Source organism: Streptomyces sp. NPDC005374 (genome assembly GCF_042872225.1).
In the GTDB taxonomy this organism is placed as follows: domain Bacteria; phylum Actinomycetota; class Actinomycetes; order Streptomycetales; family Streptomycetaceae; genus Streptomyces.
The window spans coordinates 352,052-365,076 of record NZ_JBIAKA010000003.1; the positions used below are offsets into that span (position 1 = coordinate 352,052).

Here is a 13,025-nt window from a genome sequence, read left to right on the forward strand (position 1 = left end):
CTCCACGGCTGGTTCAATGAACCAACTCCGACTCCGATTGATGAAAAGGTGGACCAGAATTCATCGGAGGTCAATGGTTTCCCGTGTTGCGTTTAGGTTCCGTGCGAGATCAGTGCCGGTGTTCGTGGTCCGGGTGCGACGGATCGCCGGGGTGTTCGTGCCCGTGGGAGTAGGTCACGTGGCTGCGGGCCTGGTCCAGCCAACCGAAGAAGGCCTGGCGGCCGGCCGCTTGGCGCAGCTCGCGTGTGATGCGGTCGCGGACCTCTTCGTAGGGCTGGACGTCTTCCGGTGCCGACGCCTCGCCGAAGGGGTCTGTGCCGCGTCTGAGGGCCTCTGGGGTGAGGAAGCGGTCCTGGTTGCGGTCGTAGTAGTCCCGTATGGCGGTCTCCGGGACCCTCTGTTCGGACTCAAGGGCGGCGAGGAGGGTGCGGGCGGCGGGGGAGTGGGCCAAAGCCGCGGCGACGATGCTGCCGAGGTCTGCGACGTCGGATTCGGCCAGGGTGAGGGCCTTGGCCGGTGAGACTCCGGGCGGGGGTTTCAAGCCTCGGGCCGCGCAGGCCCTTCGGGCGAGTTCGTCGGTGACGATCACTTGGGTGGCCCAGCGGCGGCGTTGTCTCGCGACGGAGGGTGCCTCGGGTTGCCGTCTGGCGGGTGCGGGTTCGTTGTGGCTGGTCGCGCCGTTCCCCGCGCCCCTAGGGGGCGCTTCCAGGAAGGCGTTCACCCGTTCTGTCGGCAGTGGTTCGCCGTCTATCAGTGCAGCGTGTTCAGGCGTCACGGAGTCACCTCCAGGGGGATCGCCCTCGTGTACGCCACGTGGCCGTTCCATGCGGCCTTCGCCATCAGCCAGTACGCGCCCGGTGGGATCGCAGAGCCGTCCACCTCGATCACCGCGTCCCGCTGCTCTCCTCCCGGCACCGTGAAGCCCTGGAGAGCCGGGCCGACGCCCGGCCATGTGCCCCAGGACGACACGGCCCACAGCTGTCCGCCGACCGGGCCCCGCGTGGTGTTCCGCAGGCTCACCGGAACCTGAGCCCGCTCACCTCGGCGCACGGTGACCCGGTCGGCGTCCAGCTCGCACGTCAGCCCCTGCCCGGCGGGCGGCCCGCCGGGCACGTCGAGGCCGACGACGTCCTCGTAGATCTGTCCGCCGTACGACAGCCTGGCCGTGAGCCAGTGCCGTCCGGGCTCGGCGTCCGGTGGCGGTGTCACGGTCACCTCGGACAGCGAGAAACCGCCGGGGCGGAGCGTGTACGGCAGTTCGGCGGGCTCGGCCGACCAGCCCGGCGGCACCTCGAAGACCACCGTGCCGCTCACCGACGTGTCCGTGAGCTCCGAGCCGACCCGGACCGTCGCGGTGACGGGGCCGGTGGCCGTGAGCGCGGTCGGGGAGACGTACACCGACACGGGCATGTTGCCGCGCGGGGCGGGCCCGGAGTTGTGGAGCCAGTACCGGGTGTGGATCGGCTGCGCGGGTTCGTGGGCGGCGACGCCGGGATCGGTCGTCGGCTCGGGTGCCTGCGGGGGCGTGGCCAGGACGGTGGCCACCTCGAAGCCGGTCAGGGCCGTCTCCAGGGTCCCCTCGCCGTCCGGCGTCAGCGACTCCCCGGGCCTTTCCAGTACGTCCGCCCGGGCGCCCTCCGTCCACGCGACCGGTCCGCGCACCCGGGCCCGTACCGGGCGCCCGTTCACCTCGTGCACCCGGACCACGACCCCGCGCCCCGGATCCACCGGCGCGGCGCTGCCCCGGGCCAGCGGGGAGCCGAGCGGCTTGAGGGCGTCGAGGATCACCTCGCGGGCCGGTTCCACCTCCAGCAGGGAGGTCCTCCTGGGGAGCAGCGGGGTCCCGCCGTCGCCGCGTACCCGGGCGGTGAGCGGATGGTTGAACTCGTGTCCCCGGGCCGGGAGTCGCAGGTCCCGCCAGTCGCCCTCGCCCGCGACGACGGCGTACTCGAAGGTGTGCGACCAGCGCTGGAGCTGGAAGCCCGACCCGTCGGGTGCCGTGCGGCGGGGCGGGTCGACCCAGATGCCGGACGGCCAGCCGGTGCAGGAACGCATCAGGGACATGTAGAGGTCGCCGGAGGTGGTGACGACACAGCCGGGCGTGCCACGGTTCAGGACGGCGAAGCCGCGCCCGTCCCAGGCGTCGCCCGGTGGCAGCGCCTCGCCGCCGCCCGCCGCGGTGGCCGTGACGGTGAAGTCCTCCAGATCCGCGATCAGCGCGTCGACCGCCTTCGCGTCGCCCGAGGGATCGGCGCCCGCGATCACCAGCAGGGGCAGCCGCTCCAGGTCGCGCAGGTCGGCCCCGGGCACCCACTCCTCGCGCAGGGAGGCCCGCGGTGCGACCCAGACGGCCGCGGCACCCTGCTCGACGACCTGCCGGCGCAGTTCGCGGTCGGCGGCCGGGTCCATGGAGAGTGCCTCGGCGACCAGGGAGTTGCGCTCCGGGCCGCCGACGGCGATCCGGATGTCGGGGAGGTTGGAGTCGACCTCCAGGTCGCCGTAGCGGGGGCCGCCCGCGATGGTCGACGTCGCCGTGACGCCCGCACGCACGAGGGCCGCCGCGAGCGGGGCGCCCAGCTCACCGGCCCTGTCCCAGTCGGCGTACACCAACTCGGCGACTCCGAAGGCCCGTTGGCCGAGCAGCGTGCCGGAGTCGTCCTTGAGCGCGACCCGTGCCGTGGACCCCAGCCCGAACCAGGTGTGGGCCGGGTTGTCGAGCGTCCACGGGAACTCCTCGCTGTTCACCTCCACGAACCCGAACCCGCGCCCGATCACCGCGTCGGCGACCTCGTGCACGGGCAGCCCGCCCCGCACGTCGGAGGGCCAGCGGACCCGGATGAGACGGTCGGCGCCGTCGTAGCCGTCGACGGTGGTGGAGACGTCGAGCCGGTCGACGCCCTTCCAGAGGGTCAGCCGCTGGGTGTAGGTGAACAGGCCGAGGTCGGCGCGGACGGTGATGCGTGAACCCGCGGGGGAGTGCTCGACGTCGATGTCCGCCGCCACGTCACCGCTGCGGGCGGCGGTCGTTCCGGTCGGGGTGAGGTGCCAGGGGCCCTCGCCGAAGCGGGGGTGTCTCGCGAACTCCTCCTGGACGACGAGTTCGTTGCCGATGTCACCGGCGGGCAGCAGATCCCGGCCGCCCTCGGTGAGCGCGCGAAGACCGCTCACGGCGCCGCCGCGCGCGGGGTCGACCGTCACCTCGTAGAACTCGTTGCGGATGGTCGTCCCCTCGCCCGGCGTCCACTGGGGGACGGAACCGGCCGCGAGGGGCAGGGCCTTCAGGCCGAGGCCCGGCACCTCCGGTACGACCACCCGGAGTCTGCCGTCCTGTTCGCGTACGGCGGGCAGCGGCTGGAAGTCGTCGCCGACGGGCACCAGGCCCGGGTCGTCGACGGTGAGCACGTCCCGCCGCTGCCAGGTCGTGGAGTTGAAGACCACCAGATCGGGTCCCGTGCCCGGCTCCACCCGGTCGGCCAGTGCCTTCGTCGCGTCGGCGTGCACGGTCTCCGCGAGGTCGGCCAACTCCCGCCAGCCGGTGAGGAGATCGATGTACACCTGGTCCGATTCGGAGCCGGTGATCGCGTCGTGGTGGGCGCCGTAGACGAGCTGCCGCCAGGCCTTGTCGAGGGCCGCGTCCGGATAGGCGCGCCCGGTGACCAGGGAGGCGAGCGTCGCCCAGGCCTCCGCGTCGGCGAGGAGCGTCTCGCCGTACCGCTGGGCCTGCTTGGTGTCGATGTAGGAGACGTCCTTGCCGGTGTAGACCGGGTTCATGTCCCGGGTCTGCGGCGAGGCCTTGCGGCCCTCGGCGTCCAACTCGGCGCGCACGGCGGCGAAGAAGTCCCGCGGGATGCCGGAGACGAACCGCGGCCAGACGTAACGGGCGTTCCAGTCCCGGTGGATGCCCATCACCCAGCGGCACGGCGGCGCGTAGTCCCCGCCGACCGGGAGCAGCACGTTGCGCGTGAGGGCGACCTTCTTGAGCCCCTGGAACAGCTTGAACGCCTCGGCCTCCGCCTCGGGCAGCGTCGGCGCGTTGTCGATCCGCCAGCCGGCGCCGTAGTGGTTGACCATGTACGCGGTGAGGATCCCGCGCCCGGAGGGGGCGATCCAGTCGAACTCGGCCGGGAACTGCATCCGTTGCGGGTCCCGCGGCTCCTCGCCGAACACGGAGAGCGTGGGCCCCCACTGGTGGAAGGGCCCGCGCGCCCAGGAACTGGAGGTCACCCCGGCGTCCGCCATCAGTCCGGGGAACTGCGGGTCGTGCCCGAACGCGTCCAGCTGCCAGGCGGTCTCCGGGGACGCCCCGAGGATCGCGCGCTGGTACCCGTCGCCGTACAGGGCGTTGCGTACGGTCGCCTCGGCGCCGGTGAGGTTGGTGTTCGGCTCGTTGTAGGTGCCGCCCATGATCTCGACGCGGCCGGTGCGGATCAGCTCGCGCAGGAAGCCGCGTTCCTCCGGGAAGGCGTTCCAGTACGGCTTGAGGTAGTCGACCTCCGCGAGCACGAAGGTGTACGCCGGGTCGCGCCGGGCCAGGTCGGAGTGGGCCCGTACCAGGCTCATGCCGGACTGGCCGCGGGAGTCGAAGGTGCGGGCCGGGAGGCCGGTGCCGGCCGGGTCGTCGGCGACGTCCCAGGTCTCGGTGTAGGCGCCCTGGGTGTTCCACCAGACGGGGTCGTAGTGGAAGTGGCTGACCATGAACATGGTCCAGCCGGGCTCGGCGACCGTGAATTCGCCGGTGCCGCTCGCCCTCTCGTCGCCGTCGGCCGCGGTGACCGTGATCGGCCCGCCGGCGCCGGTCACGGGTATCTCGGCCCGCACGGTGCCGTCCGCGCCGACGGTGACCACGGTCTCCCCGGTGCCGCGTCCCTCGACGGTGACGCGGACGGAGCGACCCGGGACGTGCTCGATGCCGGCCGCCACCACCTGGAGCGGGTGCTCGGGGGTGCCGACGAACAACTCGGTCGACTCAACAGAGGTGACACGCATGGGGCTCCTACGAGATGGCTCGGGGGAGCCCCATCCTGGCACCGAGGGGATGATTCAAACAACCATCTTCGCGTTATCTCGGTGGTTCATCCATGCATGATCGGACACGGTCAACGCGTCCGGCGGGCCTTCACCGCGTGCTGCGGGGTGATGTGGTCGGTGAGGGCCAGCGAGGAGCTGGCGCGCTGGTAGGCGACCTGGCCGACCCGGACGTAGAGACAGTCGACGATCATCAGCACGGAGTGCCGGCCGCCGATGCTGCCGGTGCGGAAGCTGGTCTCGGAGGCGGCGGAGATGAGCCGGATGTCGGCGGCCTTGGCCAGCGGGGAGCGCGGGTCGGTGGTGATGGCGACGGTGGTCGCACCCCGCTCCTTGGCCATCTCGAAGGGTTCGAGGGTCTCCCGGGTCGCACCGGAGTGGGAGATGCCGATGGCCACGTCGGCCGGGGTGAGCAGGGCCGCGGAGGTGGCCGCGCCGTGCACCTCGGTCCAGCCGCGCACCTGGCAGCCGATGCGGAACAGCCGCGTCTCCGTCTCCTGGGCGACCGCGCCGCTGCCGCCGACGCCGTACACGTCGATGCGGCGGGCCCTGGCCAGGGCCTGAGCCGCGCGCTCCAGGGCGTCGAGGTCGATGCGCTCGATGGTCTGCTGGATCGCCCGCAGGTCCGCGCTGCCGACGACCTGGACGACCCGCTCCAGAGTGTCGTCCGGCGAGATGTCGGGGCCGATCTCGGCCGAGCCCCAGTCGGAGACCTCGCCGCGACCGCGCTCCTGGGCCAGCTCGATCAGCAGATGCTGGTAGGAGTCGAGTCCGATGGCCCGGCAGAAGCGGGTCACCGTGGCCTGTGAGGTGCCGGTGCGGCGGCCCAGCTCGGCGGCCGAGCAGTGGGTGACGGCGGCCGGATCCTCCAGGATCAGCTCGCCGACCTTCCGCAGCGAACCGGCCAGCCGGGGCAGTTCGGTGCGGATCAGGGTCGTGACGTCGGTCGGAGGCATGCAGGGAAGGTATCAGCCACCCTTTCGGACGAAGATTGAATACCAGGACCGCTTTGTGATTTATTGATTCACTGTTGGCTGGTTGTATGGTGGTTCAATCCATCAGTGGGGAGTGTCGCGTGTCCGTCGAGTCAGTCAGCGCCCAGGGCTTCGCCGAACAGAGCCTGGACGTCCTCCGCCGCGTCACCGAGTCCGCCCGCGAGGACGTGCACCGCGCCGCCGCACTGATCGCCGACTGCATCAGCGCCGACGGCGTGATCCACGCCTTCGGCACCGGCCACTCCCAGGCGATGGTCCTGGAGGTCGCGGGCCGGGCGGGCGGGCTGGTACCGACCAACCGACTGCAGATGTCCGACCTCGTCGTCTACGGCGGTGACGCACCGAGCGTCCTCGACGACCCCCTGCTGGAGCGCGAGCCGGGAGTGGCGGTCCGTCTCTACGACCTCGCCGCCCCGAACGCCCAGGACCTGTTCGTCATCATCTCCAACTCCGGTGTCAACAACGTCATCGTGGAGATGGCGCTGCACGCGAAGTCGCGGGGGCACCGGGTTCTGGCGATCACGTCTCTCACCCACACGTCGGCTGTGCCGGCCGGGCACGCGAGCGGGAAGAAGCTCGTGGATCTGGCGGATGTGGTGCTGGACAACGCGGCGCCGGTCGGGGACGCGTTGGTGTCGTTGCCGGGGGGTGGGGCGGTGGGGGCGCTGTCCACCCTGACCGGGGTGATGCTGGTGCAGATGGTGGTGGCGGAGGCTTCGGGGTTGCTGCTTGCTGCGGGGCGGCGTCCGCCGGTTTATGTGTCGGCCAATGTGCCTGGTGGGTTTGAGGGCAACTTGGAGTTGGAGAAGAAGTACGCGGGGCGGGTTCGGCGTACGGCCACGTAGTTGTTTGTGGGGTGTTGGGGTTTCGCGGGGAGCTGCGGGCCGGTGGGGGCTGGTCGCGCCCACGCGGCGGAGCCGCAAATTGATGCGGCCCCGCGCCCCTGGGTGGGATGCCCTTCCCTCAGCTCACAGGTACCGGAGTGAGGGTTACCGCCAATGGATATGCGCCCGTTGTGAGGGGTGCCTTGGTGGTGTTCGTCGTGGTGTCCACCGGGATCAGGGTGTTGCTGTCCGCTGTTGTGACGTAGGCCGTGGTGCCGTTCCAGTTCAGGGAGACGTCGAAGGCGGACTTGCCGACCTTCACCGGGGTGCCCGGGGCTCCGGTGACCGTGTCGACCGGGGTGATGGTGTCGCCGTTGCTCGGGCTGACCCAGAGGGTGCGGCCGTCCGGTGACAGGCCCAGGCCGTACGCCTGGCCGGTGACCAGGAGGGTGGGTTCGGCGTCGTTGGTCGTCGTGTCGATCGGGGTCACCGTCGAGCCGCCGGAGTTGGAGACGTAGACCGTCCTTCCGTCGGGGGCGGCCACCACGTTGAACGGGCTGGGGCCGACCGGGATCGCCGTGCCCGCCTTGCCGGTGGTGAGGTCGACGGGGCTGACCGTGTTGTCGTGGATGTTCGCCACGTACAGGGTCCTGCCGTCGGGGGTGATCGCCATGTTCTCGGGGCCGGAGCCGACTGGGACGGGCGTGCCGGTCTTCAGCGTGGCCGTGTCGATCGCTTGCACTGTCCCGTCCGTGTAGTTGGCGACCCAGAGGGTGTCGCCGTCCGGGCTGAGCGCCAGACCGGCCGGGACCTTGCCCACGGCGACCGTCGAGGTGACCTTGCCACTCGACACGTCGATCACGCTGACCGTGTTGCCGCCCTGGTTCGCCGCGTACGCCGTACGGCCGTCCGCGCTCACCACGACCTCGCCGGGGTTGGCGCCGACGGCGATGTCCGTCGTCGCTCCGGAGGCGAGGTCGATCGAACTCACCGACGCGCCGCTGAAGTTGGCCGTCAGGGCGCGGGGTGTGCCGGATCCGCCCGTGACCTGGACCGGGAGCGCGCGGTCGAGGATCCCGGTGCCTTCGACGACGATCGAATGCACACCCTGCGTTTCACCCGTGATGGTGATGGTGGTCTTCGTGTCCGTGCCTTCCGAGGGCGTTGCGGTGACGCCGTCGGGTACGTCGAGCTTCCAACTGACCGTCTTGGCCTGCGCGTCGGACAGGTCGAGGGTGACGGTCGCCGAGGCTCCGGGCTTCAGCGACAGTGAGCCGGGGGAGAACGTCGCGTCCACGCCCGGGTCGGGGGCGTTCTCCAGCATCGTCGTGTAGAGGAACTGGTCCATCACGCCAGGGGAGACCTGCTGCGGGATCGCGTCCAACTCCTTGCGGTCCTCGCGGAGTTGCGTCCAGTACGTCGTGACCGCGTCCGCGTCACCGGCCTTGTGGGCCAGCAGCAGCTTCACGGCCGCCTCGCCCGCGCTGCCGTAGCGGCCGAGCTTGTCGAGCCAGGCTGAGGTCTCGTCCAGGAACCCCGGGTTGTCGAGACGGGCGCGCAACTGGGCGGGCGTGGCCGCCATGTCGGCGAAGTAGTTCGTGAGTGCGGCTGCGGCCTGATCGAGCCCGCTGTCGTGCTCGTAGGCCTTGCGGAAGGCGGTGATCAGCCGGGTGAGGGTCGGCGACTCGGTGGGGTCCAGCTGGGAGGAGTAGTTGTTCTCGGCGAAGATCCGCAGCCACTTGGCGGCCTTGGGTCCCGCCAGGTCCCGGACCGACGCGAGGAACGCCTGTCGCGGGTCGTAGGCGTTCGGGTTCCACAGATAGGCGGCCGAGGTGAACAGGGCGATCCGGCTCGCCTCGCCCTGGATCATCGGGTTGGCGGTCACGCCTGTCGCCGCCGAGGCGACCGCGGGTTCGCGGCCCGTGTAGGGGCCGAGCAGGAGACGGCTGGTGACGTAGTCGTTGACCGGGTAGTTGTCCCACACCAGGATCGGATGGCCGTAGACCTCGCGGGCCTGCTTCAGCTGCTCGGCGGTGATGGCGGGCGCGATGACGCCGACGCCGGTCCACTCGACGACGACCGACGGGTCGAGCTGCTCCCGCAGGGCCTTCTTGTACGGGGAGTCGGCGAGGTCGGAGTACTCGGTGGGGACCATCTCCAGGGGTTCGAGATCCGAGTGACTCGCGGAGAACTGCTTCCGGACGGTGTTGAGGAGATGGGCCTGTGCGGCACCGGCCGCGCCCCCGCCCGTGCCGAACTCCCGCTCGTCCTCGGGGCAGTTCCACTTGGTGTAGCTGATGTCGTCCAACGGGACCGCGAACGAGCGGACTCCGATGGCGTACAGCGAGTCGAACTTGGCGGTGAGCGCCTTGGCGTCGGCGTCGGAGGAGTAGCAGACCGACAGTCCGGGGGAGAGGGCGTAGGTGAAGCGGACGTGGTCGGCGGTCGCCCGGTCGACCAGTTCCTTCAACTGGGCGAGCTCTGCGGGCGGGTACTCGTCCCGCCAGCGGGCGCGCAGGTAGTCGTCGTCCTTGGGGGAGTAGACGTACACGTTCTGCTTGGTGCGGCCGTAGAAGTCGAGTTGGGCGAGCCGTTCGGCGTGCGTCCAGGGGGTGCCGTAGAAGCCCTCGATGACTCCGCGGAGGGCGGCGGTGGGCCAGTCCCGGACCTTGACGACGGGCAACTCGCGCTTTCCGTCGAGGAGTTGGCGCAAGGTCTGGGCCGCGTAGAAGGTGCCGGTGGTGTCGACGCCGGACAGGGCGAGAAGGGCCTGGCCGTGGCTGCGGCCGGAGGCGAGGACATAACCGCCGGAGGCGAGGCCGGACGGGGAGGCGGCGCCCAGGCGTTGGAGGGCCTTCGCGGTGGCGGTGTTCTCCCCGGGGCCGCCCAGGTAGACGGTCAGGGCGGCCGCGGGTGGCCGGTCGCCGGCGCGGACAGGGGTGATGCGGTCGGCTCCGGCGGCCTTGAGGGCCTTCTCCACGACCCTGCGGGCCGAGGGGTCGGTGCCGGGGCCGACGACCTCGACGACCCGGTCGGGGACGGGGAGCCGGCCGTGCCCGGCGGTGATCTTCTGGGGGGTGGGCCATACCTCCGGCACGGACGGCCGGGGTTCGGCCGAGGCGGGGACCGCGGGGGCGGCGAGGCCGAGGGCCAGCAGCAGGGCGGCGGCCATGCATCTGAGATTGATGAATGAATCCACCTGAGGATGCTAGAAGTGTTGAATGCATCATTCAATGGTGCGGGTGTTTCCGGATGTTCACAGAACCTTTCGGTGGACGAGGGCGGACATGCAGAGCACGCCCGGCAGGAGGGGGAGCCACACCGTCAGGACGCGGTAGCCGATGAGGGCCGCCGTGCCGAGGCTGACCGGGACGCCGTAGACGGCGAGGGTGAAGACCATGGCCGCGTCGACCGGACCGATGCCGCCGGGCGCGGGCACCGAGCCGACCGCGGTGCTCGCGGCGAGGTAGGCGAACGCGACCTGCGCCCAGGACAGGGTCATGCCCAGTGAGGCGCCGACCGCGTGGATCACGCTCGCCTGGAGGAGGGGTGCGGCGGCCGCGCCGCCCCAGAGGGCGAGGACGCGGCTGGGCATGGTGTGCAGTCGGCGGGCGTCGGTCAGGGCCGTGCGCACGAACGTGGCCGCGGGGCGGCGCAGCGGGCGGACCAGCATCAACAGCAGCAGCGTGCCGCCGAGTCCGAGGCCCGCGGCCACCGCGGGCAGGAACAGCATGCGCCGGTCCGGGACGAGGTCACCGAGGCGCAGCAGACCGGGCAGGGCGACCAGGAAACCGAGCAGCACCAGCGTCTTCGCGATCGGCCTGACCAGTGCGTACAGGGCGAGCGAGGCGGTGGCCCGGGCCAGCGGGATGCCCTGGCCCTGGAGGAAGCGCAGGGTGACGGCGTGGGCGCCGAGACTCGCCGGCAGTACGTGGTTGGCGGCGCCGGCGGCGAACTGCGAGGCGGCCAGGAGTCCTGACGGCAGCCGCTCCGGCAGGGCACCCTGCCGGACGACGGACGCGGAGATCCAGCCCAGGCAGGTGTAGAAGAGCCCGACGAGCAGCCACCAGGGGTCGGCGGTGGCCAGCCGCGCGGTGCCGTCGTACAGGGCACGCCAGTCCAGCACCGCCCATATGCCGATGAGGAGGAGGGGGAGAAGGGTGAGCAGGCGGCGGGTGAGACGGGTCAGCGAGCGGCGGGAACCGGCGGCGGGTGCCGGGGCGCAGATCGTGAGCGGGGCCGGAGCGGCGGCGGAGGCCGGGGCGGGGAGCGGACCCGGGGGGCCTTCGAGCGGAAGCAGGGACACGGCGCACGTCGTCCTTTCGCGTCACGTCCCGTGCGGGACAAGGGACATGACGGAGGCAAGGCGATGCAGAGGGGACGAGTGAAAGGTTCCCGCTCGGTGTGACGTTCAAATGTCCGGCAGTCGAAGGAGTGCGGGCGGGTGGGCGACACGGGTGGGGAAACGGGCCGCCCCGGCACCCGCTGTCGGGGTGCCGGGGCGGGCTCGCGGGCGGGTCAGCCCTGGCTGCAGTAGTCGACCCAGCGGTGCGAGGAGATGTTGTTGTTGACGCTGGCCCCGAAGCCCTCCAGGCCGGCGCCGTAGGTGAAGTGGTAGTCGTTGTGGGTGGTGTCGATCCAGCGGTCGCCCTGGCTGATGCAGGCGTGCGCGCCGCCGGCGTTGGGGGCCGTGTACAGGTCGACGGCGTCGTTGCCGCCCGCGTAGCCGTTGTTCCAGATGTCGGAGGTCAGGTTGCGGCAGGTGCCCCAGTTGTCGGAGTTGCCCTGCCACTTGCACTCGCGGCCGCCGCCGTACGGCTGGGTGTAGACGTGGAGGTAGCCGTCGGCGGACGCCAGCTGGGCCGACCTGGTGCCCTGCGTGCCGGACTCCAGGGCGCTGGCGCTGGTGACCGGGGAGACGAGGACGGCGACGGCGGCGGCCGAGGCGGCGAGGGTGAGGACACGCTTGATGGACATGGGGGGTTCCTTCGTTCGTGAGGAGTGGGGTGACGGGGTGGTGCGACCACGGCCGGTGCCGTGGTGGTCTGTGGTGTGCGGGCCGGTGGTCAGTCGCCGCGCGCGACGATCGCCCGGGCGCGCGGCAGCGCCTCGCGCTTGAGGCGCTCGAGATCGGCCGTCGGCCCGGGGTAGCGGCGCCGCAACTCGGCCCGGTACGCGGTGTCGAGGGACTTCGCCACGCTCGACAGGTCACCGGAGCTGGCACCGGAGCCGGAGCCGGAGCCGGAATCGGAACCCGAGCCGGAGCCAGAAGCGGAGCCGGACCTGGCGCAGGCCGCCTCTGCCGATGCGAGCCGTACCTCCTTGGCGTGCGACCACTCCTTGTCGGGCCGGGTGGCCGCCGCGCGGGCCTCGGCGGGGCCCGGATACGCGTAGCCCTTCGCCTTCATGCAGCGCGCCCACGGCTTGAGGGCCGCCAGGTAGCGCTTGTCGGTGAGCACCATGGTCACGCGCATGCCGCCGAGGCTGCTGCTGACGCGGGTGGCCCGGAACCAGGCCGGCAGGTCCTTGTACAGCGTCCGTTCCGCCTCGGCGACACAGCCCCGGTCGCTGTGGGTGACCTGGATGCCGTTCGGGAGACGGACGGAAAGTCCTTGCGCCCGCGGCCCGTTGAGCGCGCTCAGCAGGGCCGGTGCGCGGTCGGCGGGCGTGGAGCGGAAGTACCGCTGGTTGGGGTCGCGCCGGGCCCTGCGCTGCTGTTCGCGGTAGAGGTCGGTGCCGTATCCGTGCCGGGCGGCCCAGGCCGGGTCGTCGACGACGTAGGGGAACAGGCTCGCCCCGTCGGCCGCCGGCCGCTCCTCGACCCAGTACTCGTATCCGTGCTTCTTCATGCAGCCCTTGATCAGGAGCTGCTCGGCGAGGTGCAGGGTCTGCTCCGCGTCGTCCGAGACGTGTCGGCCGGTACCGGTGCCGGGGGCGGCGGCCGGTGCGGACGGCGTGCCTTCCGCGCACCCGGTGAGCGTCGCCGCCAGGAGCGCGGCGGTCAGGAGGAGCAAGGTCCGGCGTGGCATCGGGCTACTCCCTGGGCGCGGTGGAAACGGCTTGTGCTTTCAGGCCGTTGACGCTTCTCGCCCCCCGTCCGTATGACACGTGGAGCACAGAAAATCCGAGCGCGGAAAATCTCGGAGAGCGCTCATACGACGGCCCCGGCCCAGCCGTCACT

8 protein-coding genes are annotated in these 13,025 nt (G+C 71.4%); 1 reads left to right on the forward strand and 7 read right to left on the reverse strand.

From position 1 onward, the window contains the following. Nucleotides 1-109 precede the first annotated feature (109 nt). From ACFYRX_RS09945 to ACFYRX_RS09955, 3 genes are all read right to left on the reverse strand, one after another. A complete protein-coding gene (locus ACFYRX_RS09945; protein WP_389097848.1) occupies nucleotides 110-775 on the reverse strand; it encodes a peptidyl-prolyl cis-trans isomerase in 666 nt (221 codons plus the stop codon). Continuing rightward, nucleotides 772-4,986 carry an NEW3 domain-containing protein gene (locus ACFYRX_RS09950; RefSeq protein WP_389097849.1) on the reverse strand — a complete coding sequence of 1,405 codons (4,215 nt, stop codon included), beginning with the start codon at nucleotides 4,984-4,986 and terminating at the stop codon, nucleotides 772-774. The genes ACFYRX_RS09945 and ACFYRX_RS09950 overlap by 4 nt, the downstream gene beginning before the upstream one ends. Before the next feature lie 110 nt (nucleotides 4,987-5,096). Next, entirely contained in the window at nucleotides 5,097-5,981 is an 885-nt protein-coding gene (locus ACFYRX_RS09955) for a MurR/RpiR family transcriptional regulator (protein ID WP_389097850.1), read from the reverse strand. Between the two features lie 119 nt (nucleotides 5,982-6,100). Here ACFYRX_RS09955 and ACFYRX_RS09960 point away from each other — a divergent pair, with 119 nt between their 5' ends. Continuing rightward, a complete protein-coding gene (locus tag ACFYRX_RS09960; RefSeq protein ID WP_389097851.1) occupies nucleotides 6,101-6,865 on the forward strand; it encodes a sugar isomerase domain-containing protein in 765 nt (254 codons plus the stop codon). 118 nt (nucleotides 6,866-6,983) lie between these two features. Here the strand turns inward: ACFYRX_RS09960 and ACFYRX_RS09965 are convergent, their stop codons facing one another. The 4 genes from ACFYRX_RS09965 to ACFYRX_RS09980 form a co-directional block, all read right to left on the reverse strand. Beyond that, complete coding sequence (locus tag ACFYRX_RS09965; protein WP_389098214.1) at nucleotides 6,984-10,016, reverse strand: beta-N-acetylglucosaminidase domain-containing protein; 3,033 nt, start codon at nucleotides 10,014-10,016, stop codon at nucleotides 6,984-6,986. 84 nt (nucleotides 10,017-10,100) lie between these two features. Further along, complete coding sequence (locus tag ACFYRX_RS09970; protein ID WP_389097852.1) at nucleotides 10,101-11,150, reverse strand: YbhN family protein; 1,050 nt, start codon at nucleotides 11,148-11,150, stop codon at nucleotides 10,101-10,103. Nucleotides 11,151-11,362: 212 nt separating this feature from the next. Next, nucleotides 11,363-11,821: a hypothetical protein gene (locus ACFYRX_RS09975; protein ID WP_389097853.1), complete on the reverse strand. Its 459-nt coding sequence runs from the start codon at nucleotides 11,819-11,821 to the stop codon at nucleotides 11,363-11,365. An 89-nt stretch (nucleotides 11,822-11,910) separates the two neighbouring features. Further along, a complete protein-coding gene (locus ACFYRX_RS09980; RefSeq protein ID WP_389097854.1) occupies nucleotides 11,911-12,873 on the reverse strand; it encodes a hypothetical protein in 963 nt (320 codons plus the stop codon). Between the last annotated feature and the right edge of the window lie 152 nt (nucleotides 12,874-13,025).